Annotated in this window: 19 protein-coding genes; 6 read left to right on the top strand and 13 right to left on the bottom strand. The window is 66.0% G+C overall.

Going from position 1 to position 21,584, the window contains the following annotated elements:
- Positions 1 to 15: 15 nt before the first annotated feature.
- The 6 genes from gcvP to NMG10_RS19990 all read right to left on the bottom strand — a co-directional run bounded on the left by gcvP (position 16) and on the right by NMG10_RS19990 (position 8,016).
- Positions 16 to 2,889: an aminomethyl-transferring glycine dehydrogenase gene (gene gcvP, locus NMG10_RS20015; protein ID WP_254464990.1), complete on the bottom strand. Its 2,874-nt coding sequence runs from the start codon at positions 2,887 to 2,889 to the stop codon at positions 16 to 18.
- A 175-nt stretch (positions 2,890 to 3,064) separates the two neighbouring features.
- Entirely contained in the window at positions 3,065 to 3,448 is a 384-nt protein-coding gene (gcvH, locus tag NMG10_RS20010; protein WP_203649571.1) for a glycine cleavage system protein GcvH, read from the bottom strand.
- 49 nt (positions 3,449 to 3,497) lie between these two features.
- The gene (gcvT, locus tag NMG10_RS20005) at positions 3,498 to 4,580 is read right to left on the bottom strand and encodes a glycine cleavage system aminomethyltransferase GcvT (RefSeq protein ID WP_254464989.1); all 1,083 of its coding nucleotides are present in this window, start codon (positions 4,578 to 4,580) and stop codon (positions 3,498 to 3,500) included.
- Positions 4,581 to 4,704: 124 nt separating this feature from the next.
- Positions 4,705 to 6,327, bottom strand: a complete 1,623-nt coding sequence (locus tag NMG10_RS20000) for an iron ABC transporter permease (RefSeq protein ID WP_254464988.1) — start codon at positions 6,325 to 6,327, stop codon at positions 4,705 to 4,707.
- Positions 6,328 to 6,489: 162 nt separating this feature from the next.
- Positions 6,490 to 7,491, bottom strand: a complete 1,002-nt coding sequence (locus NMG10_RS19995) for an extracellular solute-binding protein (protein ID WP_254464987.1) — start codon at positions 7,489 to 7,491, stop codon at positions 6,490 to 6,492.
- Positions 7,492 to 7,614: 123 nt separating this feature from the next.
- Positions 7,615 to 8,016 carry an RNA-binding S4 domain-containing protein gene (locus NMG10_RS19990; RefSeq protein WP_203649562.1) on the bottom strand — a complete coding sequence of 134 codons (402 nt, stop codon included), beginning with the start codon at positions 8,014 to 8,016 and terminating at the stop codon, positions 7,615 to 7,617.
- Positions 8,017 to 8,158: 142 nt separating this feature from the next.
- On the opposite strand from NMG10_RS19990, the gene NMG10_RS19985 reads away from it, so the two are divergent.
- The gene (locus NMG10_RS19985; RefSeq protein ID WP_175406171.1) at positions 8,159 to 8,608 is read left to right on the top strand and encodes an ATP-dependent zinc protease; all 450 of its coding nucleotides are present in this window, start codon (positions 8,159 to 8,161) and stop codon (positions 8,606 to 8,608) included.
- Complete coding sequence (gene rimK, locus NMG10_RS19980) at positions 8,605 to 9,510, top strand: 30S ribosomal protein S6--L-glutamate ligase (protein WP_011531656.1); 906 nt, start codon at positions 8,605 to 8,607, stop codon at positions 9,508 to 9,510. Before NMG10_RS19985 ends, rimK begins: the two co-directional genes overlap by 4 nt.
- A gap of 107 nt (positions 9,511 to 9,617) precedes the next feature.
- Here rimK and NMG10_RS19975 read toward each other — a convergent pair whose 3' ends face one another.
- Positions 9,618 to 10,931, bottom strand: a complete 1,314-nt coding sequence (locus tag NMG10_RS19975; protein ID WP_110735515.1) for an ATP-binding protein — start codon at positions 10,929 to 10,931, stop codon at positions 9,618 to 9,620.
- Between the two features lie 94 nt (positions 10,932 to 11,025).
- Complete coding sequence (gene ompR / locus NMG10_RS19970; protein WP_028689209.1) at positions 11,026 to 11,766, bottom strand: two-component system response regulator OmpR; 741 nt, start codon at positions 11,764 to 11,766, stop codon at positions 11,026 to 11,028.
- A gap of 452 nt (positions 11,767 to 12,218) precedes the next feature.
- Here ompR and NMG10_RS19965 point away from each other — a divergent pair, with 452 nt between their 5' ends.
- From NMG10_RS19965 to NMG10_RS19950, 4 genes are all read left to right on the top strand, one after another.
- Positions 12,219 to 14,546 (top strand): Tex family protein, encoded by a 2,328-nt coding sequence (locus tag NMG10_RS19965; RefSeq protein ID WP_254464986.1) that lies wholly within the window; start codon positions 12,219 to 12,221, stop codon positions 14,544 to 14,546.
- Positions 14,546 to 14,929 (top strand): PaaI family thioesterase, encoded by a 384-nt coding sequence (locus NMG10_RS19960; protein ID WP_110735521.1) that lies wholly within the window; start codon positions 14,546 to 14,548, stop codon positions 14,927 to 14,929. Before NMG10_RS19965 ends, NMG10_RS19960 begins: the two co-directional genes overlap by 1 nt.
- A gap of 241 nt (positions 14,930 to 15,170) precedes the next feature.
- Positions 15,171 to 16,748, top strand: a complete 1,578-nt coding sequence (gene gshA / locus NMG10_RS19955; RefSeq protein WP_254464985.1) for a glutamate--cysteine ligase — start codon at positions 15,171 to 15,173, stop codon at positions 16,746 to 16,748.
- Positions 16,748 to 17,380, top strand: coding sequence for a TetR/AcrR family transcriptional regulator (locus tag NMG10_RS19950; RefSeq protein ID WP_232854977.1), 633 nt, complete (start codon positions 16,748 to 16,750; stop codon positions 17,378 to 17,380). Before gshA ends, NMG10_RS19950 begins: the two co-directional genes overlap by 1 nt.
- Positions 17,381 to 17,504: 124 nt before the next feature.
- Here the strand turns inward: NMG10_RS19950 and NMG10_RS19945 are convergent, their stop codons facing one another.
- Genes NMG10_RS19945 through NMG10_RS19925 form a run of 5 tightly spaced genes read right to left on the bottom strand, consistent with a single transcriptional unit; the run spans position 17,505 to position 21,545 of the window.
- Positions 17,505 to 17,720, bottom strand: coding sequence for a molybdopterin-binding protein (locus tag NMG10_RS19945; RefSeq protein ID WP_008095172.1), 216 nt, complete (start codon positions 17,718 to 17,720; stop codon positions 17,505 to 17,507).
- A gap of 29 nt (positions 17,721 to 17,749) precedes the next feature.
- Complete coding sequence (ssuB, locus tag NMG10_RS19940) at positions 17,750 to 18,562, bottom strand: aliphatic sulfonates ABC transporter ATP-binding protein (protein ID WP_254464991.1); 813 nt, start codon at positions 18,560 to 18,562, stop codon at positions 17,750 to 17,752.
- Positions 18,562 to 19,359 carry an aliphatic sulfonate ABC transporter permease SsuC gene (gene ssuC / locus NMG10_RS19935; RefSeq protein ID WP_234560598.1) on the bottom strand — a complete coding sequence of 266 codons (798 nt, stop codon included), beginning with the start codon at positions 19,357 to 19,359 and terminating at the stop codon, positions 18,562 to 18,564. The genes ssuB and ssuC overlap by 1 nt, the downstream gene beginning before the upstream one ends.
- Positions 19,360 to 19,370: 11 nt before the next feature.
- Positions 19,371 to 20,519 (bottom strand): FMNH2-dependent alkanesulfonate monooxygenase, encoded by a 1,149-nt coding sequence (gene ssuD / locus NMG10_RS19930; protein WP_203649551.1) that lies wholly within the window; start codon positions 20,517 to 20,519, stop codon positions 19,371 to 19,373.
- A 60-nt stretch (positions 20,520 to 20,579) separates the two neighbouring features.
- The gene (locus NMG10_RS19925) at positions 20,580 to 21,545 is read right to left on the bottom strand and encodes a sulfonate ABC transporter substrate-binding protein (protein WP_254464984.1); all 966 of its coding nucleotides are present in this window, start codon (positions 21,543 to 21,545) and stop codon (positions 20,580 to 20,582) included.
- Between the last annotated feature and the right edge of the window lie 39 nt (positions 21,546 to 21,584).

Below are 21,584 nucleotides of genomic sequence, written 5' to 3'. Positions count from 1 at the left end.
GGGATGGTTCCCCTCTCAGCGATACGCCTCCACCGGCACGCACGCACAGAACAGATTCCTGTCCCCATACACGTTGTCGACCCGGTTCACCGCCGGCCAGTACTTGTGCTGGCGCGCGTGAGCGCTGGGGGCGATGCCCTGCTCGATGCTGTATGGCCGGTTCCACGGCGCCAGCACGTCGGCCAGGGTGTGCGGCGCATGCTTGAGCGGATTGTCCTCGGCCGGCCAGTTGCCCTCCTGCACCTCGGCGATTTCCGCCCTGATCGCCAGCATCGCCTCGACGAAACGGTCCAGTTCGGCCTTCGACTCGCTCTCGGTGGGCTCGACCATCAGCGTGCCCGGCACCGGGAACGACATGGTCGGCGCATGGAAGCCGTAGTCCATCAGGCGCTTGGCCACATCCTCCTCGGTGATGCCGGTCAGCGCCTTGAGCGGCCGCAGGTCGAAGATGCACTCATGGGCCACCCGTTGGTTGCGCCCACGGTAGAGCACCGGGAAGGCATCGCGCAGCTGGCTGGCCAGGTAGTTGGCGGACAGGATCGCCACCTCGCTGGCGTCGGCCAGTTGCGGCCCCATCATGGCGATGTACATCCAGCTGATCGGCAGGATGCTGGCACTGCCCCAGGGCGCAGCGCTCACCGCGCTGTTGGTCGGTTCCAAGCCCGGCACCGGCACCACCGGGTGGCTGGCGACGAACGGCTTGAGGTGGGCGCGGATGCCGATCGGGCCCATGCCCGGACCGCCACCGCCATGGGGAATGCAGAAGGTCTTGTGCAGGTTCATGTGCGAGACATCGGCACCGATGTCCGCCGGTCGCGCCAGCCCCACCTGGGCATTGAGGTTGGCGCCGTCCATGTACACCTGCCCACCGTACTGGTGCACCACTTCGCAGATCTCGCGGATCCCCTCCTCGTACACGCCATGGGTGGAGGGGTAGGTCACCATGAGGCATGACAGCCGCTCGCCGGCGGCGTGGGCCTTGGCCTTGAGATCGTCGAGATCGACGTTGCCGTCTTCGTCGCACTCGACGATCACCACTTCCATGCCGGCCATCTGCGCCGATGCCGGGTTGGTGCCATGGGCCGAGGACGGGATCAGGCACAAGGTGCGCCCGGGCTGGTGACGGCTGCGGTGGTAACGGGTGATCGCCATGAGCCCGGCGTATTCGCCCTGGGCACCGGAGTTGGGCTGCATGCAGATGGCGTCGAAGCCGGTGATCGCGCACAACCAACTTTCCAGCTCGTCGATCATCGCCTTGTAGCCTTGCACCTGGGCGGCCGGGGCGAAGGGGTGCGGCTGGGCGAACTCCGGCCAGGTGATCGGGATCATCTCGCTGGTGGCGTTGAGCTTCATGGTGCACGAGCCCAGTGGGATCATCGACTGGTTCAAAGCCAGGTCCTTGTTCTCCAGCTGCTTGAGGTAGCGCAGCATCTCGGTTTCGCTGTGGTGCAGGTTGAACACCGGGTGGCCGAGGATCGGGGTACGGCGCACCAGCGCGCCGGGGATGCCTTCGGGCAGCGCCTGCTGGTCGAGCGTGGCGATATCCAGGCCATGATCGACGCCGAGGAAGATATCCAGCAGCTTGAGCACCGTGGCTTCGTCACAGGTTTCGTCCAGGCTCACCCCCAGATGCCCGCGCCCGAGGATGCGCAGGTTGATGCGGGCGTTCACGGCGCTTTCGATGATCGCCGCCTGGGTGCCGCCGACGTCCAGGGTCAGGGTATCGAAGAAGTGCTGGTTGAGGCGCTTGATGCCCTTGGCTTCGAGGCCGGCGGCAAGGATGAAGGTCAGCCTGTGCACCCGCTGGGCGATGCGCTGCAGGCCCTCGGGGCCGTGGTAGACAGCGTAGAAGCCGGCGATGTTGGCCAGCAGCACCTGGGCCGTGCAGATATTGGAGTTGGCCTTCTCCCGGCGGATGTGTTGCTCGCGGGTCTGCAGGGCCATGCGCAGCGCGGTGTTGCCGCGGGCATCGCGGGACACGCCGATGATGCGCCCGGGCATGGCCCGCTTGTAGTCGTCGCGGCAGGCGAAATAGGCCGCGTGTGGCCCGCCGTAGCCCATGGGCACGCCAAAGCGCTGGGTCGAGCCGAGCACCACGTCGGCCCCCAGCTCGCCCGGCGGCGTCAGCACCACCAGGCTGAGAATGTCGGCGGCGACGCAGGCCAGGGCCTGCTGGGCGTGCAGTTGCTCGACCAGCGGACGCAGGTCGCGCACCTCGCCGTGGGTGTCCGGGTACTGCAGCAACGCCCCGAACACCTTGTGCTTGGCCAGGTTATCCACAGAATCGATGATCAGCTCGAAGCCGAAGCCCTCGGCGCGGGTCTTGAGCACCGACAGGGTCTGCGGGTGGCAGTGCTCGTCGGCGAAAAAGGCATTGCTCTTGCTGCGTGCCACACGCTTGGCCATGGCCATGGCCTCGGCGGCGGCGGTGGCCTCGTCGAGCAACGAGGCATTGGCCAGGGCCAGGCCGGTGAGGTCGATGACCATCTGCTGGTAGTTCAGCAGCGCCTCCAGCCGCCCTTGGGCGATTTCCGGCTGATAGGGCGTGTAGGCGGTGTACCAGCCGGGATTCTCCAGCACGTTGCGCAGGATGACCGTAGGGGTGATGGTCGCGTGGTAGCCCATGCCGATCAGGCTGGTCCACAGCTGGTTCTGCGCGGCATGGCTCGCCAGCCTGGCCAGCGCGGCCTGCTCATCGAGGGCTGGCGGCAGGTCCAGCGGGCGGTTGAAGCGGATGCCCGGCGGTACCGTCTGCTCGATCAGTTCGCTGCGGCTGGCGACGCCAAGGGCGTCGAGCATGGCCTGCTGCTCCTGGGCATCGGGCCCCAGGTGGCGACGCAGGAAAGGGTTGGGCTCTTGCAGTTGATGCAGGGATGGCGACTGGGACATGGCGACGATCTCTTCCTGGACCAGTTCTCAAGGGAGACTTACAAGTCTAGGAAGGGATCAGCGATGTTGCGGGAAAACTTGCTTTTACAATACCGGCCTCATCGCGGGGCAAGCCCGCTCCCACGATGTGTACCATGCGTGGGAGCGGGCTTGCCCCGCGATGAGGCCGGTCCTGTCACTCGCCGATCAGGGCTGCGTAACCAGCGGCATCCAGCAGCTTGTCCAGCTCGGACTTGTCGCTCGGCTTCAGTTTGAAGATCCACGAATCGTACGGCGATTCGTTGAGCAGTTCCGGGCTGTCGGCCAGTTCTTCGTTGACCGCGATCACCTCGCCACCCACCGGCGCGTAGATGTCCGAAGCTGCCTTGACCGACTCGACCACGCCAGCGGCGTCGCCAGCAGCGAACACCTTGCCGACTTCGGCCAGCTCGACGAACACCACGTCACCCAGGGCTTCCTGGGCGTGATCGCTGATACCCACGGTCACTGTGCCATCGGCTTCCAGGCGGGCCCATTCATGGCTTTCGGCAAAACGCAGGTCGGCGGGGATTTGGCTCATAGTCTTGTATTCCTCGTTAGGGTCAGCGGTCGGCCCGCCATTTGAATAATCAGATCAGGATCTTGCCATGGCGCACGAAGGTCGGCTTGACCACCCGCACCGGGTACCACTTGCCGCGGATCTCCACCTCGGCGCGGTCGCCGGTGGCCATCGGCACGCGGGCCAGGGCAATGGATTTGCTCAGCGTAGGCGAGAAACTACCACTGGTTATCTCTCCTTCGCCAATCCCGGATACACGGACCACCTGGTGGGCACGCAGTACACCGCGCTCCTCGAGCACCAGGCCGACCAGTTTTTCCTTCACGCCCTGCTCGATTTCCGCCAGCAGGCCGGCACGGCCAATGAATTCGCGCCCCGCCGGCTCCCAGGCGACGCTCCAACCCAGGTTGGAGGTCAGTGGGGTGTGGGCTTCGTCGATGTCCTGGCCATACAGGTTCATGCCGGCTTCAAGGCGCAGCGTATCGCGCGCGCCCAGGCCGCTCGGGGCGATGCCGGCGCCGACCAGGTCGTTGAAGAACGCCGGGGCCTGTGCGCCGGGAAGGATGATCTCCAGGCCGTCCTCGCCGGTATAACCGGTGCGGGCGATGAACCAGTCACCGTCGGCGAGGCCTTCGAACGGGCGCAGTTCGCGGATCAGCGCGGCACGCGAGGCGCTGAGCAAGGCGGCGACCTTTTCCCGGGCATGGGGGCCCTGGATGGCGAGAATGGCCAGGTCAGGGCGCACCTTGAAACCGACCTTGAAACCTTCGCTACGCGCTTGCAGCCAGGCCAGTACCTTGTCGCGGGTGGCGGCATTGGCCACCAGACGGTAGCCGTCCTCGATGCGGTAGGCGATCAGGTCGTCTATCACCCCGCCGTCGGCGTTGAGCAGGGGGCTGTAGAGGGCCTTGCCGGGGCTTTCCAGACGCGTCACGTCATTGGCCAGCAGGTGTTGCAGCCAGGGTGTGGCGGCGCAACCGTCGATATCGATGACGGTCATGTGGGAGACATCGAAGACCCCGCAGTCACTGCGCACCTGGTGGTGCTCCTCGACTTGCGAGCCGTAATGCAGGGGCATGTCCCATCCGCCGAAATCGACCGTCTTGGCGCCGAGCGCCAGGTGCAGGTCATACAGAGGCGTACGCTGTCCCATGGGTTTCTCCTTCCGGGCGTGGCGAGGCGGCGGCGGTCGGCGATGTTCAATCATCACCTGTTCTTGTAGGACCCGTCGCTGCGAATGCCGCGCATTGTAGCCGCAAGGAGGCTGCGTGGCACCCTCAGCGCGGGTGGCCCGGACGATGGGCCGAGCGACGGATCAGGCCGATCACCGGCAGCAGGCCGACCAGCACCAGGGTCAGGGCCGGCAGCGAGGCCCGTGCCCATTCGCCCTCGCTGGTCATCTCGAACACCCGCACGGCCAGGGTGTCCCAGCCGAACGGGCGCATCAGCAGGGTCGCCGGCATCTCTTTCAACACGTCGACGAACACCAGCAGGGCGGCGCTGAGCGCACCGGGCACCAGCAACGGCAGATACACCTTGAAAAACAATCCCGGCCCGGCGACCCCGAGGCTGCGCGACGCCTCCGGCAACGACGGACGGATCCGCTCCAGGCTGCTTTCCAACGGGCCATAGGCCACGGCGATGAAGCGCACCAGGTAGGCCAGCAGCAGGGCCGACAGGCTGCCCAGCAGCAACGGCTTGCCCGCCCCGCCCAACCATTGCAACAGCGGCACCACCAGTTGGTTGTCCAGGTAGCTGAACGCCAGCATGATCGATACAGCCAGCACCGAGCCCGGCAAGGCATAGCCGAGGTTGGCCAGGCCGACCCCGGCGCGGATGGCCGTGGTCGGCGCCTGGCGCCGGGCGAAGGCCATCAGCATGGCCACACTGACCGTGATCAGCGCCGCCATGGCGCCCAGGTACAAAGTGTGCAGGACCAACCCGACATACCGCTCATCCAGATCGTGTCGGCCGCGCTGCCAGAACCACGCCAGCAACTGCAGCATCGGAATGACGAAGGCGCAGGCGAACACCAGCAGGCACCAGCCGCTGGCGGCCAATGCCTTGATCCCCCGCAGGTGGTACAGCGCCTGGCCTCGCGGCCGCTCATTGCCGCTGCGGCTGGCACCACGGGCGCGGCGCTCGCCATACAGCACCAGCATCACCGCCAGCAGCAGCAGGCTGGCCAGCTGCGCCGCGCTGGACAGGCTGAAGAAGCCGTACCAGGTCTTGTAGATGGCCGTGGTGAAGGTGTCGAAGTTGAACACCGCCACCGCGCCGAAATCGGCCAGGGTCTCCATCAGCGCCAGGGCGATGCCGGCGCCGATGGCCGGGCGCGCCATGGGCAAGGCCACCCGCCAGAACGCCTGCAGCGGCGACAGCCCGAGTACCCGCGCCGCCTCCATCAGGCCCTTGCCCTGGGCCATGAACGCGGTACGCGCCAGCAGGTAGACATAGGGATAGAACACCAGCACCAGCACCGTGATCACGCCGCCCGTGGAGCGCACCCGCGGCAGGCGCATGGGCCCGAACACCTCGCGCAGGGCCGTCTGCACGGGGCCTGCGAAGTCGAGCAGGCCGACGAAGACGAACGCCAGGACATAGGCCGGAATCGCGAACGGCAGCATCAGCGCCCAGTCCAGCCAGCGCCGACCGGGGAATTCGCAGAGGCTGGTGAGCCAGGCCAGGCTCACCCCCAGCACGGTCACGCCGAGGCCCACCCCCAGCACCAGGGTCAGGGTGTTGCCCAGCAGGCGGCTCATCTGGGTGTCGAGCAGGTGCGACCAGATCTGCATGTCGACCGATTGCCAGGACAGCAGCAGGACGCTCAGCGGGAGCAGGACCAGGGCGGCGGTCAGGGAGACCGGCAGGTACCAGCGGCGTTGGGAGGTGTGGGGCAATGCAGGAGTCTCGGTTGCAGGTGGCGACCGCTGCGCGGTCGTTCGCGGCTAAAGCCGCTCCCACAGGGATCGCGCAAACCTGCCAGGCAGCGCAGAACCTGTGGGAGCGGCTTTAGCCGCGAAGGGGCCCTTGTAGGGCCCCGCAAGGATAAGCGCTGAAACTCAGTTCCAGCCAGCCCGATCCATCAAGCGAATCGCTTCGGCCTGGCGCTTGCCGGCGACTTCCACCGGAATGCTGTCGGTCTTGAAGCTGCCCCAGGCCGCGACTTCCGTCGAAGGCTTGACCTTCGGGTTGGCCGGGAACTCCTGGTTGATGTCGGCGAACAGCTTCTGCGCCTCCTCGCCGGTCATCCACTCCACCAGTTTCCTCGCCGCTTCCGGATGCGGTGCATGCTTGGTCAGGCCGATACCCGACAGGTTGACGTGCACGCCGCGATCAGCCTGGTTGGGCCAGAACAGCTTCACCGGCAGGTCAGGCTTCTCCTTGTGCAGGCGCCCGTAGTAGTAGGTGTTGACGATGCCCACGTCGCACTGCCCGGCGGCGATGGCCTGGAGCACCGCGGTGTCGTCGGAGAACACATCGGTGGACAGGTTGTTGACCCAGCCCTTGATCAGCTTCTCGGTCTCGGCCTCGCCGTGGTTCTCGATCAGCGTGGCGGTCAGCGACTGGTTGTAGACCTTCTTCGCCGTGCGCAGGCACAGGCGGCCCTCCCAGTTCTTGTCGGCCAGGGCCTCGTAGGTGCTGAGCTCACCCGGTTTGACCCGGTCGGTGGAGTAGGCGATGGTCCGCGCGCGCAGGCTCAGGCCGGTCCAGTCATGGGACGAGGCGCGGTACTGCGGCGGGATGTTCTGGTCGATGACCGCCGACTTGATCGGCTGCAGGATGCCCATCTGCTCGGCCTGCCAGAGGTTGCCGGCATCGACGGTGAGCAGCAGGTCGGCCACGCCGTTCTCGCCCTCGGCCTTGATGCGCTGCATCAGCGGGGCTTCCTTGTCGGTGATGAACTTGATCTTGACGCCGGTCTTGGCGGTATAGGCGTCGAACACCGGCTTGATCAGCTCGTCGATGCGCGAGGAGTACACCACCACTTCATCCGCCGCCTGGGCGGTGCCGCCGAACAGAGTGAGGGCCAGGGCGGCCAGTAGGGGCTTGCGGGGCAACATCGGGGGTACTCCTCGCTGGATTGAGAAGTGTAAATGGTAGTGAATCCCATTTTCCTGCTCATCTGTCGAGGAGTTACTGGATGTTGCAAGGGGCTGGTTGCGAGGGCTGCATAGCAGCACCGATCATTCGAAATTGCCCTGCAACTGGTGGATCTGCCGCCGCTGCTTCTTGTTCGGTCGCCCATCGCTGGTCATGCCCAGCGCGCCCGCCTTGCGCATCTCGGCCGCCTGTTCGCGACGTTTCACGCTCTCGGCCGTTTCCTCGTAGAGCGTCTGCGCCTCAGGCGCTCCGCGGCGCACCACCGACAATGCCCTGACCACCACGGTGCGCTCGTCGAAACCGGTGCGCAGCACGAACTCGTCGCCCACCCGTGGCTCCTTGCCCGGCTTGCAGCGCTCGCCCCGGCAGTGCACCTTGCCGCTTTCGATCGCCGCCTTGGCCAAGGCGCGGGTCTTGTAGAAGCGCGCCGCCCACAGCCATTTGTCCAGGCGTACCTTGTCGTCGTCTTCAGGCTTTTGTGCCATGGTCTTTCCTCGAATTCTGTCTTTCACGGAACTGTACTACCGTGACTGACGGATGCAAAAAGTCCGTGCCGTCATTACAGTTCACCTCCATATCCCCAGGGCACGCTTCGTGAAGACATTTGACCACCTGACTGTGATCGGCCTGCGCGAGTGGGTCGCCCTGCCCGAGCTGGGTGTCGCCGGCCTGCGCGCCAAGATCGACACCGGTGCCAGCACCTCCAGCCTGCACGCCACCGAGGTCGAACCGTTCGAGCGCGATGGCCAGCCATGGGTGCGCTTCACCGCGCACCTGGGCTCGGTGGTGCAGCTGCGCCACCGGCGTTGCGAGGCGCCGCTGGTGACCATGAAGACCATCAAGAGCTCCAACGGCCAGGCCCAGATCCGCTACGTGATCCGTACGGCCCTGGCGCTCGGCGACCGGGTCTGGGAGGTCGAGTTCACCCTGGCCTGCCGCAAGAGCATGCGCTATCGGCTGCTGCTCGGCTCGAAGGCGCTCATCCATGGCCAGCTGGTGGTCAACCCAGGCCTTAAGTACGTCCAGGACAAACCGGCCTTCCCGGCCACCCTTTCCCCTGTCACAGGTGCTGCATGAAGATCGCTGTGCTGTCGCGCAATCCGCGTCTGTATTCCACCCGCCGCCTGGTCGAGGCCGGTACCCAGCGGGGCCACGAAGTGGTGGTGATCGACACGCTCCGGGCCTATATGAACATCGCCAGCCACAAGCCGCAGATCCATTACCGCGGCAAGCCGCTGGAGGGGTTCGATGCGGTGATCCCGCGCATCGGCGCATCGGTCACCTTCTATGGCTGCGCGGTGCTGCGCCAGTTCGAGATGATGGGCGTGTACCCGCTCAACGAATCGGTGGCCATTGCCCGATCGCGGGACAAGCTGCGCTCGCTGCAGCTGCTGTCTCGGCGCGGTATCGGCCTGCCGATCACCGGTTTCGCCCACTCGCCGGACGACATTCCCGACCTGATCCAGATGGTCAACGGCGCGCCGCTGGTAATCAAGGTGCTCGAAGGCACCCAGGGTATCGGGGTGGTGCTGTGCGAGACCACCAAGGCCGCCGAATCGGTGATCGAGGCGTTCATGGGCCTGAAGCAGAACATCATGGTCCAGGAATACATCAAGGAGGCCGGGGGCGCCGACATTCGCTGCTTCGTGGTGGGCGACAAGGTGATCGCCTCGATGAAGCGCCAGGCCAAGCCGGGCGAGTTTCGCTCCAACCTGCACCGTGGTGGCGTGGCCAGCCTGATCAAGATCACCCCCGAGGAGCGCATGACCGCGATTCGCGCGGCAAAGGTCATGGGCTTGAGCGTGGCGGGGGTGGATATCCTGCGTTCCAATCACGGGCCGCTGGTGATGGAGGTGAATTCATCGCCGGGGCTTGAGGGTATCGAGGTAACCACCGGCAAGGACGTGGCCGGGATGATCATCGAGCATCTCGAGAAGAACAGCGGGCCGAATCAGACGCGGACCAAAGGCAAGGGTTGATGGTGCCTTTACCGGCCTCTTCGCGGCTGAAGCCGCTCCCACAGGTTTTTGCAGGTTCTCTGTGGGAGCGGATTTAGCCGCGAAGAGGCCCGTACAAACAACAACGATCAGACAGCGTTACGCGGCAACAACAACCCCAGCGGCAACCTCACCCGCGCCTCGATCCCGCCACCGGAGCGGTTGCGCAACTCCACATTGCCGCCATGCTGCGCGGCAATGCGCTTGACGATCGCCAACCCCAACCCGGTGCCCTTGCCGCCCCGTGCCCGGTCGCCACGGATGAACGGGTTGAAGATGGTCTCCAGCTCCGACTCGTCGATGCCCGCGCCACGGTCCAGCACGCTGAGCACCACATACGGCGCGCTCTGGTCGCCCGACACATAGGCCGCCACCTCGACGCCCTTGCCGGCGTGATGCAGGGCGTTGCCGATCAGGTTGCCCAGCATGCGCTTGAGCGACACCCGGCGCAGCGGGAACGGCGGGATAGGCTCCAGGCACAGCCGTACCTGCTCCTTGTGCTGGTTGTAGGGCGCCACCACTTCGTAGATCAGGTCGTTGAGGTCGACCTCCTCCACCGGTTCGTCGCGCCCGTCCCGAATGAACGCCAGGAACTGGTCGAGGATCGCGTCCATGTCTTCGATGTCACGGACCATGTCCTCGCTGAGGTCGCTGTCGTTGTCCATCAGCGACAGCGACAGGCGCAGCCGGGTCAGCGGCGTGCGCAGGTCATGGGACACCCCAGCCAGCATCAGCTCGCGCTCACGCCCGGCCTGCTCGACATCCTCGGCCATCTGGTTGAACGCGCGGTACACCTCGGTCATCTCGCTCGGGGTGTCGCTGATCGGCAGGCGCACACTGCGCCCCTGGCCCAGCTGGCGGGCGGCGAACACCAGGCGCTTGAGCGGCTGGTTGAGCTGGCGCACGAAAATCCAGGCCGATGCCGTGGACAACAGGCCGATGGCCAGGAACCAACCGAGCACGTTCCAGATCTTCTGCCCACGCAGCGGGTGCGGATACAGCGGCACCTTGAGCCAGCCCGGGCCCAGGCTCGGGGCATTCACCCACAGCGCGGGCGGCGCGTGGATGCGCAGGCGCACCTCGGTGTCATCGCCCAGTTCGGCCTGCATCTGGCGCTGGTAGATCTCGCTGTACGGCCAGTGCTGCTCGCCCTCCGGCACGCCGGCGCCGGTCACCCGGATCAGCCCGGCCGCCTCGGCGATCTGGTCACGGTTCTCTTCATCCGCGGCCCAGTAGGCGCGCAGCGTCAGGGCCACGCCGTGGCTGTACTGGCGGTCGACCAGCACGTCCTCGTTCATCAGCAGGTACACGAGCGTCAGTGCCTTGGAAAACAGCACGACGATCAGCACCAGCCAGAGGGTGCGGGCGAAGAAGCTTTGCGGGAACCAGAGAGGCGTTTTCATCGATCAACTACTGTACTGAAAGGGCCGGCCGCCACAGACGCAAACAGGGCGACCCGCGTGGGTCGCCCTGCTGCACCCTGACGAGCCGACAGGCTCATTTGCCGGCGTTTCCGTCCGGCACGAAGACGTAGCCCACACCCCATACGGTCTGGATGTAGCGTGGTTTGGACGGATCGGGCTCGATCATCCGGCGCAGGCGCGAGATCTGCACGTCGATGGAGCGCTCCAGGGCGTCCCACTCGCGGCCACGGGCCAGGTTCATCAGCTTGTCGCGGGTCAGCGGCTCGCGGGCGTGCATCACCAGGGCCTTGAGCACGGCGAACTCACCGGTGGTGAGCATGTGTGTCTCTTCGCCGCGCTTGAGTTCGCGGGTGGCCAGCGACAGTTCGTAGTCGCCAAAGGTGACGGTCTCTTCCTCGCTGCCCGGCGCGCCCGGCACGCTCGGGGACTGGCGGCGCAGCACGGCCTTGACCCGGGCCACCAGTTCGTCGGGGTTGAACGGCTTGGCCAGGTAGTCGTCGGCGCCCAGCTCCAGGCCCTTGATACGGCTGAGCTCGTCGCCCTTGGCGGTGAGCATGATGATCGGGATCTGGTTGTTCGACGCGCGCAGGCGCTTGCACGCAGACAGGCCGTCCTCGCCCGGCAGCATCAGGTCGAGGACCACCAGGTTGAACACTTCACGGGCCAGCAGGCGGTCCATCTGTTCGACGTTGGGCACGGTGCGGACACGGAAGCCCTTGCTGGTGAAGAAACGGTCCAGCAGGCTGCTCAGGCCCGGGTCGTCGTCGACGATGAGAATCTTGTCGCCTTCTGCGGCGTTTGCGGTGCTGGTCATGAATAACTCCTCTGATATCGCCGCGCATTATGGCGTAGCCATTGCAGCGCGTGCCGTGTGCATTGTTAGCAGATTTTTCCCCCGGCGCCACTTCCAGGCTTGTGGGAGCAACTGTCTTGCTCAATTTTTAGAATCTGGCGCGATCCCTGTGGGAGCGGGTTTATCGGACCGCCGCACCGCCGCGAAGCAGGCGACGCGGTGCCTGGCACCGGCTATGCCGGTGTTCGCGGCTGAAGCCGCTCCCACAGTGACCGTGCAGCCCTCAAGCCACGCGCCACGCCTGTGGGAGCAACTGTCTTGCTCAATTTTTAGAATCTGGCGCGATCCCTGTGTGCGGGTTTACCCGCGAAGAAACCAGCACGGTGCCTGACAAGGACTTGACCCTGTTCGCGGGTAAACCCGCTCCCACATCGGTATAATGCGCCGCTTTAAATCCTTGCCAGGTGGTTTTCATGGACAGCATCAACAGCCGTATCGCCGAGGAACTGGGCGTGCGCCCACAGCAGGTCGAAGCGGCCGTGGGCCTGTTGGACGAAGGATCGACCGTGCCCTTCATCGCCCGTTACCGCAAGGAAGTGACCGGCAGCCTGGATGACACCCAACTGCGCCACCTGGAAGAGCGCCTGCGCTACCTGCGCGAGCTCGACGAGCGCCGCGCCAGCATCCTGGCCAGCATCGAGGAGCAGGGCAAGCTGACCCCGGAGCTGGCCCGCGAGATCAAGCTGGCCGATACCAAGACCCGCCTCGAAGACCTGTACCTGCCGTACAAGCAGAAGCGCCGTACCAAGGGCCAGATCGCCCTGGAAGCGGGCCTGGGCGAGCTGGCCGACGGCCTGTTCAACGACCCGCAACTGAACCCGGAAAGCGAAGCGGCACGTTTCGTCGACGCCGAAAAAGGCGTGGCCGACGTCAAGGCCGCCCTGGAAGGCGCCAAGTACATCCTCATGGAGCGCTTCGCCGAGGACGCCGCCCTGCTCGACAAGCTGCGCGGTTTCCTCAAGCAGGAAGCGGTGCTGACCGCCCGCGTAATCGCCGGCAAGGAAGAGGAAGGCGCCAAGTTCCGCGACTACTTCGCCCACGACGAACTGCTGCGCAGCGCGCCGTCGCACCGTGCCCTGGCGATCTTCCGCGGGCGCAACGAAGGCGTGCTGAGCGCCTCGCTGAAAGTCGGCGAGGAGCTGCCGGGCACCCTGCACCCGTGCGAGCTGATGATCGGCAACCATGTCGGCATCGAGAACCGCAACCGCCCGGCCGACAAATGGCTGGGCGAAGTGGTGCGCTGGACCTGGAAGGTCAAGCTGTACACCCACCTGGAAACCGACCTGTTCGGCGAGCTGCGCGACAACGCCGAAGGCGAGGCGATCAACGTCTTCGCCCACAACCTGCACGACCTGCTGCTGGCCGCCCCGGCCGGTCCGCGCGCAACGCTGGGCTTCGACCCGGGCCTGCGCACCGGCTGCAAGATCGCCGTGGTCGACGCCACCGGCAAGCTGCTGGACCACACCACGGTCTACCCGCACGCGCCGAAGAACGACTGGGACCGCACCATTTCCATCATGGCCGCGCTGTGCGCCAAGCACTCGGTCGAGCTGATCGCCATCGGCAACGGCACCGCCAGCCGCGAAAGCGACAAGCTGGTGGCCGAGCTGGTCAAGAAGTACCCGGCCCTGAAGATCACCAAGATCATGGTCTCCGAGGCCGGCGCCTCGGTGTACTCGGCTTCCGAGTTGGCCGCTCGCGAATTCCCTGACCTGGACGTGTCGATCCGTGGCGCGGTGTCCATCGCCCGCCGCCTGCAGGACCCACTGGCCGAACTGGTCAAGATCGATCCGAAATCCATCGGCGTCGGCCAGTACCAGCACGACGTGTCGCAGGTGAAGCTGGCCCGCGGCCTGGACGCCGTGGTCGAGGACTGCGTGAACGCCGTGGGCGTGGACGTCAACACCGCTTCCGTGGCGCTGCTGACGCGCATCTCCGGCCTCAACGCCACCCTGGCGCAGAACATCGTCGCCCACCGCGACGCCCACGGCCCATTCGCCACCCGCGCCGCGCTGAAGAAAGTCAGCCGCCTGGGCGAGAAGACCTTCGAACAGGCCGCCGGCTTCCTGCGCGTGATGAACGGCGACAACCCGCTGGACGCCTCGGCGGTGCACCCGGAAGCCTACCCGCTGGTGCAACGCATCGCCGCCGACACCGACCGCGACATTCGCTCGCTGATCGGCGACAGCGGTTTCCTCAAACGCCTGGATCCGAAGAAGTTCACCGACGAAAGCTTCGGCCTGCCGACCGTCACCGACATCCTCCAGGAGCTGGACAAACCGGGCCGCGACCCACGCCCGGAGTTCAAGACCGCCACCTTCCAGGACGGCGTCGAGGACCTCAAGGACCTGGAGCCGGGGATGATCCTCGAAGGTGTGGTCACCAACGTCACCAACTTCGGTGCCTTCGTCGACATCGGCGTGCACCAGGACGGCCTGGTGCACATCTCGGCGCTGTCCGAGAAGTTCGTCAAGGACCCGCGTGAAGCGGTCAAGGCCGGCGACGTTGTCAAGGTCAAGGTCATGGAAGTGGACATCCCGCGCAAGCGCGTCGGCCTGTCCATGCGCATGAGCGACACCCCCGGCGAGAAAGTCGAGGGCAACCGCGGCGGCAACCGTGGCAACGGCGGCAACCGCCAGCAGCAGGCGCCGCGCCAGCGCGAGACCAGCGCCGCCACCGCACCGGCCAACAACGCCATGGCGGCACTGTTCGCCAACGCCAAGCAGTTGAAGAAGAAGTGATGGACGTACCGAAAGCGTACGTCGAGAGCGCCTTCAGCCAATTGCTGGGTTGCCGCCTGCAACGCCTGGACACGGGTGTTGCAGAGGTGGCCCTGGCGCTCGAGCCGCACCTGCGCAACCGCGGCCAGAAGCTGCACGGCGGGGCGATCTTCAGCCTGGTGGACATCGCCATGGGCCTGGCCTGCTCGGCCAGCCATGGCTTCGACCAGCAGAGCGTGACCATCGAGTGCAAGATCAACTACATGCGCGCCGTCAGCGAGGGCGAGGTGCTGTGCACCGCCCGGGTGCTGCACGCCGGGCGGCGCACGCTGGTGGTCGACGCCGACGTGCTTCAGGACGACAAGCTGGTGGCCAAGGCGCAGGGAACCTTCGCGGTTCTCTAGCTGACAGGCCCCCATCTGCGGTATTTTCGGCGTATTGCTGTACACCTGATCGCGGGGCAAGCCCGCTCCCACGAATGCTCACAGGCTTCGTGGGAGCGGGCTTGCCCCGCGATCAGGCGGATATAGGCCAGCGACGGAACCGCGTAAACCAGGCGACAACGCCAGTTCCTTTCCCAACTACCCTTGTAGACCGTCATCCCTACCCCCATATTGGGGCGACTGACGCGTGAAGGAATCCATCTTGAGCGACCTCCTCAACCGCCGCCTGAGCCTGCTCGGCGACAATATCGACCTGCTCAAGCAGTGCCTGCACGGCATTGAGCGCGAATGCCTGCGCGTGACCAACGACGGTCGCCTGGCCCAGACCCCGCACCCCGAAGCCCTGGGTTCGGCGCTGACCAACGAGCAGATCACCACCGACTATTCCGAGTCGCTGCTGGAGTTCATCACCCCGGCCCTGGCCGACCCGGCCAAGGTGCTCGAGAGCCTCGACCAGATCCACCGTTTCGTCTACACCAAGCTGGGCGACGAATACCTGTGGAGCCCGTCGATGCCCTGCGCGCTGCCGGCCGAGGAAGACATCCCGATCGCCGAATATGGCAGCTCGAACATCGGCAAGCTCAAGCACGTCTATCGCAAGGGCCTGGCCCTGCGTTACGGCCGTACCATGCAGTGCATCGCCGGCATCCACTACAACTTCTCCCTGCCCGAAGCGCTGTGGCCGTTGCTGCGCGATGCCGAAGGCGGCGAGCAGGACGACCGCGACTACCAGTCCTCGGCCTATATCGCGCTGATCCGCAACTTCCGCCGCTACAGCTGGCTGCTGATGTACCTGTTCGGCGCGTCCCCGGCCCTGGACAAAGGCTTCCTGCGCGGTCGTGCGCACCAGCTCGAAGAGCTGGATGCCGAGACGCTCTACCTGCCCTACGCCACCAGCCTGCGCATGAGCGACCTGGGTTACCAGAGCAACGCCCAGGCAGGCCTGACGCCCTGCTACAACAACCTCGCCAGCTACACCGACAGCCTGCGCAAGGCGGTGGGCACGCCCTACCCGCCCTATGTCGAGGTCGGCACGCACAAGGATGGCGAGTGGGTGCAGTTGAACACCAACATCCTGCAGATCGAGAACGAGTACTACTCGAACATCCGCCCCAAGCGCGTCACCTACACCGGCGAGCGGCCAATCCAGGCCCTGACCTCCCGTGGCGTGCAGTACGTGGAAGTACGCTGCCTGGACATCAACCCGTTCCTGCCGGTGGGTATCGACCTGACCGAAGCGCGCTTCCTCGACGCCTTCCTGCTGTTCTGCGCGCTGGAAGAGAGCCCGCAACTGGACAACGGCGAGTGCGGCCAGTGCACCGACAACTTCCTCACCGTGGTCAAGGAAGGCCGCCGTCCTGGCCTGGAACTGCACCGTGACGGCCAGCCGGTCGAGCTGAAAGTGTGGGCCAGCGAATTGATCGGCCGCATCGGGCAGTTGGCCGAGTTGCTCGACCATGCCCAAGGTGGCGACGAACATGCCAAGGCGCTGGAAGCGCAACAGGCCAAGGTCGATGACGCCTCGCTGACGCCATCCGCCCAGGTGCTGGCACGCATGGCCGAACACAACGAAAGCTTCATCAAGTTCTCCCTGCGCCAAAGCCGGAACCACGCCGAGACCTTCCGCGAGCAGCCGCTGCCCACCGAGCGCCAGCAGGCCTTCGAGACCCTCGCCCGCGAATCCCTGGCCGAGCAGTCGCGCCTGGAGCAGCAGGAGGTGGGTGACTTCGACCTGTTCGTCGGTGCCTACCAGGCCAGCATCCTGGCGATCAGCAACTGATGACCCGCCCCGCCACCCCGCGCAAGCCACGCGCCAGCAGCCAGGCCAGGATCGAAGCGATCCTCGCTGCGGCCCGTGAGCTGCTGGCCGGACAAGGGGTGGCGGCGCTGTCGATCTACAGCGTGGCTGAACGGGCGCAAATTCCGCCGTCGTCGGTGTATCACTTCTTCGCCAGCGTGCCGGCCTTGCTCGAGGCACTGACCGCCGACGTGCATCGGGCTTTTCGCGAGGCCCTGAACGCGCCCATCGACAGCACTGCATTCAGTACCTGGCCGCAACTGTCGCGTCTGATCGAGCAGCGCATGCTCGACATCTACACCGAAGATGCCGCGGCGCGGCAACTGATCCTGGCCCAGCATGGGCTGAGCGAAGTGGTACAGGCCGACCGTCAGCACGACCTGGAGCTGGGCGAGCTGATGCACCGGCTGTTCGATCGGCATTTCCAGCTGCCTACGATGCCTCGGGATGTGGATGTGTTCGCGTTGGCGATGGAGCTGAGCGACCGGGTGTATGCCCGCTCGATGCAGTTGCATGAAGCGATCACGCCGCGCATGGCGGAAGAGGGGATGCGGGTGTTCGAGGCGTATCTGGGGCTGTATCTGCCGCCGTTTCTGGCCAAGCGGTCGGCTTGAGATCCTTGGGGCCGCTTTGCGGCCCTTTTCGCGGCACGAGGCCGCTCCTACAGGGGTTATGCGATCCCCTGTAGGAGCGGCCTCGTGCCGCGAAAAGGGCGCACAGCGCCCTCTATCCAGACCATCACAACTTGGCGATGGACACCTCGGTCGATTTCACGAAGGCGATCACCTCACTGCCCACCTGCAATTCCAGCTCCTTCACGGAACGGGTGGTGATCACCGAAGTGACGATACCGGAGGCGGTCTGCACGTCGATTTCCGACAGTACCGGGCCTTCGAGGATTTCCTTCACGGTGCCTTTGAACTGGTTGCGAACGTTGATGGCTTTGATGGTCATGGCGTCATTCCTTTTGCGGCTTCGAGGATTCAGTGAGCCCAACGCAACTGCGTGGGCAAGGGGGCTACAGGCTCCGGCTCGGGCGGGGTGCCCGGGACGGACAGAACACGGTTGAGCACTTCGCTTTCCAGCGCCGCCAGGCGGTGCGAACCCCGCACCCGTGGCCGGGGCAGCTCGACGACCAGGTCCAGGCCGACGGCGCCGTCTTCGATCAGGATCACCCGATCGGCCACGGCGACGGCTTCGCTGACGTCGTGGGTGACCAGCAGCACGGTGAAGCCGTGCTGGCGCCACAGGCGCTCGATCAATTGCTGCATTTCGATACGGGTCAGGGCATCCAGCGCGCCCAATGGCTCGTCCAGCAGCAGCAGGCGCGGCTGGTGGATCAGCGCCCGGGCCAGGGCTACCCGCTGCTTCTGGCCGCCGGACAACGCCGCCGGCCAGTCGTTGGCGCGATCGACCAGGCCGACCGCCGCCAATGCCTCCAGGGCGCGGGGCCGCCAGTTTCCGGACAAGCCCAGGCCGACGTTGTCGATTACCTTTTTCCAGGGCAGCAGGCGCGCGTCCTGGAACATCAGGCGGGTATCCTCGCGGGCCTCGGCCAGCGGCGCGGCCCCCGCCAACAGTTGGCCGGCGCTGGGTTGGTCGAGCCCGGCCAGCAACCGCAACAAGGTGCTCTTGCCGCAGCCACTGCGGCCGACGATGGCGACGAACTGGCCGGCCGGAATGTGCAGGTCTATGCCGCGCAGCACTTCACGCTGGCCGAAGGTGCGACGCAGGTCCCGGGCCGCCAGGGGGATGCCACGCAGCAGGCGTGGCGGCTGTTCCTTGAGCACGGTCATCATGCGCCCTCCTTCTTCGCCACCTGGTACGCCGGGTGCCAGCGCAGCCACACCCGCTCCAGGCCACGGGCGGCCAGGTCGGCCAGCTTGCCGAGCACCGCGTACAGGACGATGGCCAGCACCACAACATCGGTCTGCAGGAACTCGCGGGCGTTCATCGCCAGGTAGCCGATGCCGGCGTTGGCCGAGATGGTCTCGGCGACGATCAGCGTCAGCCACATGAAGCCCAGGGCGAAGCGCACGCCGACCAGGATCGAGGGCAGCGCTCCCGGCAGGATCACCTGGCGGAACAACGCGAAGCCCGACAGCCCATAGCTGCGCGCCATCTCCACCAGCGCCGGATCGACGTTGCGGATCCCGTGGTAGGTGTTCAGGTAGATGGGGAACAGCGTCCCCAGCGCCACCAGGAAGATCTTTGCCGACTCGTCGATGCCGAACCACAGGATCACCAGCGGGATCAGCGCCAGGTGCGGCACGTTGCGGATCATCTGCACCGAGCTGTCGAGCAGGCGCTCGCCCCAGTTCGACAGGCCGGTGATGAAGCCCAGCAACAGGCCGAGGCTGCCGCCGATCACGAAGCCCAGGCCGGCACGCCAGCCGCTGATGGCCAGGTGGGTCCAGAGCTGGCCGCTGCGCACCAGCTCGACACCGGCACTGACCACCGCGCTCGGCGCTGGCAGGATGCGGGTCGACAGCCAGCCCGCGCTGACCGCCAGCTGCCATACCACCAGCAGCAGGATCGGCAGGGCCCAGGGCGCCAGGCGCTTCGACCAGGTGGTGGGGGATGCTCGACTCATGGCCCCGGTCCTCAGCTCTGCGACACGGACTTGGGCAGGATGTCGTTGGCGACCATTTCACCGAACGGGCTCACGTAGCCACCGGTCTTCGGTTGTTCCGGGCGCTGCACGTCCAGGTGCGGGAACAGCAGCTCGGCGACGCGGTACGACTCCTCCAGGTGTGGATAACCGGAGAAGATGAACGTGTCGATGCCAAGATCGGCGTATTCCTTGACCCGCGCCGCGACGGTCGGGCCATCGCCCACCAGCGCGGTGCCGGCACCGCCACGCACCAGGCCGACACCGGCCCACAGGTTCGGCGCCACTTCCAGCTTGTCGCGCTTGCCGCCATGCAGGGCGGCCATGCGTTGCTGGCCGACCGAGTCGAAGCGCGCCAGCGACGCCTGGGCACGGGCGATGGTGTCGTCGTCCAGGTGCGAGATGAGCCTGTCGGCGGCGGCCCAGGCCTCCTCGTTAGTTTCCCGCACGATCACGTGCAAGCGGATGCCGAAGCGCACTTCACGGCCTTGGGCGGCAGCCTTCTCGCGCACCTGGGCGATCTTCTCGGCGACGGCCGCCGGCGGCTCGCCCCAGGTCAGGTACAGCTCGACCTGCTCGGCGGCCAGGTCCTGGGCGGCCTCGGAGGAGCCACCAAAGTACAGCGGCGGACGCGGCTGCTGGATCGGCGGGTAGAGCAGCTTGGCGCCCTTCACCTGGATATGCTTGCCGTCGTAGTCGACCGTTTCGCCTTCAAGCACCTTGCGCCAGATGCGGGTGAATTCCACCGACGCCTCGTATCGCTCCTGGTGGTTCAGGTGCAGGCCATCGCCGGCCAGTTCGTCCGGATCACCGCCGGTCACCAGGTTGAACAGCGCACGGCCGTTGGACAGGCGATCCAGGGTGGCGGCCTGGCGCGCGGCCACGGTCGGCGAAATGATCCCCGGACGCAGGGCCACCAGGAACTTCAGGCGCTCGGTCACCGGGATCAGCGACGCCGCCACCAGCCAGGAGTCCTCGCAGGAACGTCCGGTGGGGATCAGCACGCCGCCGAAGCCCAGGCGGTCGGCGGCCTGGGCGATCTGGCTCAGGTAGCCGTGGTCGACGGCGCGGGCGCCTTCGCTGGTGCCCAGGTACTTGCCGTCACCGTGGGTGGGGAGGAACCAGAAGATGTTAAGGCTCATTGGAGTTGTCTCCTCAAGGGTGGCTCATGCCGGAGCGGCGCCCCGGCGCAGGCGAATCGTTCAAGGCGCGCTGGCGACCTTGGCCGGGGGTGTCCAGATCACGTCCTTGATGCTCAAGGGCTTGGGAATCAGCTTCAGGGCCTGGAAGGTGTCGGCAATCTTCTGCTGCGCGGCGATCACGTCCGGAGTCAGCGGCGCGGCGCCGTAGCCTTGGCGCTTGACCGAGGTCAGGGTGATGTCGGCGGGCAGGCCGAGCAGTGGCGCGACCTGGTCGGTGACCTGCTGCGGGTTGGCCCGGGACCATTCGCCCACGGCGCGCACTTCCTCGACCAGGGTGTTGATCACCGCCGGGTGCTGGGTGGCATAGCTGCGGGTGGCCAGGTAGAACTGGTGGTTGTCGACCAGGTCCTTGCCGTCACGCAGGGTGCGCGCCTGCAGCTGTTGTTCGGCGGCGGCCTGGTACGGGTCCCAGATCACCCAGGCGTCGACGCTGCCGCGCTCGAAGGCGGCGCGGGCGTCGGCCGGCGGCAGGTAGACGGGCTGGATATCGGTGTACTTGAGGCCGGCGTCTTCCAGGGCGCGCACCAGCAGGTAGTGCACGTTGGAGCCCTTGTTGAGGGCGACTTTCTTGCCCTTGAGTTCCTTCACCGACTGGATCGTCGATCCCTTCGGCACAAGGATCGCCTCGCTGTGCGGGGCTGGCGGCTCATAGGCGACGTACAGCAGGTCGGCACCCGCGGCCTGGGCAAACACCGGCGGGGTTTCGCCGGTCACGCCGAAGTCGATGGAGCCGACGTTGAGGCCTTCGAGCAGTTGCGGGCCGCCGGGGAACTCGGTCCATTGCACGTCGATGCCCTGCTCCTTCAGGCGCTTTTCCAGCGAGCCCTTGGCCTTGAGCAGCACCAGGGTGCCGTATTTCTGGTAACCAATGCGCAGGCTCTCGGCCTGGGCTTGGGTGATGGCGCCGAAGGACACAGCCGCCGCAAACAGGGCGACCAGACCGCGACGCAAGAAGACTGTGCGCATGGCGCTCTCCTGTGCGAATGGGTTCGGGTAGCACCTGCT

This window comes from Pseudomonas sp. DVZ6 (assembly GCF_024259445.1).
GTDB lineage: Bacteria > Pseudomonadota > Gammaproteobacteria > Pseudomonadales > Pseudomonadaceae > Aquipseudomonas > Aquipseudomonas peradeniyensis.
This window is presented reverse-complemented; position numbering and strand designations above follow the sequence as displayed.

What these genes read in the sequence shown, in the direction of transcription:
- gcvP (WP_254464990.1), bottom strand. Translation starts at nt 2,889, where the DNA reads ATGTCCCAGTCGCCATCCCTGCATCAACTGCAAGAGCCCAACCCTTTC.
- gcvH (WP_203649571.1), bottom strand. Translation starts at nt 3,448, where the DNA reads ATGAGCCAAATCCCCGCCGACCTGCGTTTTGCCGAAAGCCATGAATGG.
- gcvT (WP_254464989.1), bottom strand. Translation starts at nt 4,580, where the DNA reads ATGGGACAGCGTACGCCTCTGTATGACCTGCACCTGGCGCTCGGCGCC.
- NMG10_RS19995 (WP_254464987.1), bottom strand. Translation starts at nt 7,491, where the DNA reads ATGTTGCCCCGCAAGCCCCTACTGGCCGCCCTGGCCCTCACTCTGTTC.
- NMG10_RS19990 (WP_203649562.1), bottom strand. Translation starts at nt 8,016, where the DNA reads ATGGCACAAAAGCCTGAAGACGACGACAAGGTACGCCTGGACAAATGG.
- rimK (WP_011531656.1), top strand. Translation starts at nt 8,605, where the DNA reads ATGAAGATCGCTGTGCTGTCGCGCAATCCGCGTCTGTATTCCACCCGC.
- NMG10_RS19975 (WP_110735515.1), bottom strand. Translation starts at nt 10,931, where the DNA reads ATGAAAACGCCTCTCTGGTTCCCGCAAAGCTTCTTCGCCCGCACCCTC.
- ompR (WP_028689209.1), bottom strand. Translation starts at nt 11,766, where the DNA reads ATGACCAGCACCGCAAACGCCGCAGAAGGCGACAAGATTCTCATCGTC.
- NMG10_RS19965 (WP_254464986.1), top strand. Translation starts at nt 12,219, where the DNA reads ATGGACAGCATCAACAGCCGTATCGCCGAGGAACTGGGCGTGCGCCCA.
- NMG10_RS19960 (WP_110735521.1), top strand. Translation starts at nt 14,546, where the DNA reads ATGGACGTACCGAAAGCGTACGTCGAGAGCGCCTTCAGCCAATTGCTG.
- NMG10_RS19950 (WP_232854977.1), top strand. Translation starts at nt 16,748, where the DNA reads ATGACCCGCCCCGCCACCCCGCGCAAGCCACGCGCCAGCAGCCAGGCC.
- NMG10_RS19945 (WP_008095172.1), bottom strand. Translation starts at nt 17,720, where the DNA reads ATGACCATCAAAGCCATCAACGTTCGCAACCAGTTCAAAGGCACCGTG.
- ssuB (WP_254464991.1), bottom strand. Translation starts at nt 18,562, where the DNA reads ATGACCGTGCTCAAGGAACAGCCGCCACGCCTGCTGCGTGGCATCCCC.
- ssuC (WP_234560598.1), bottom strand. Translation starts at nt 19,359, where the DNA reads ATGAGTCGAGCATCCCCCACCACCTGGTCGAAGCGCCTGGCGCCCTGG.
- ssuD (WP_203649551.1), bottom strand. Translation starts at nt 20,519, where the DNA reads ATGAGCCTTAACATCTTCTGGTTCCTCCCCACCCACGGTGACGGCAAG.
- NMG10_RS19925 (WP_254464984.1), bottom strand. Translation starts at nt 21,545, where the DNA reads ATGCGCACAGTCTTCTTGCGTCGCGGTCTGGTCGCCCTGTTTGCGGCG.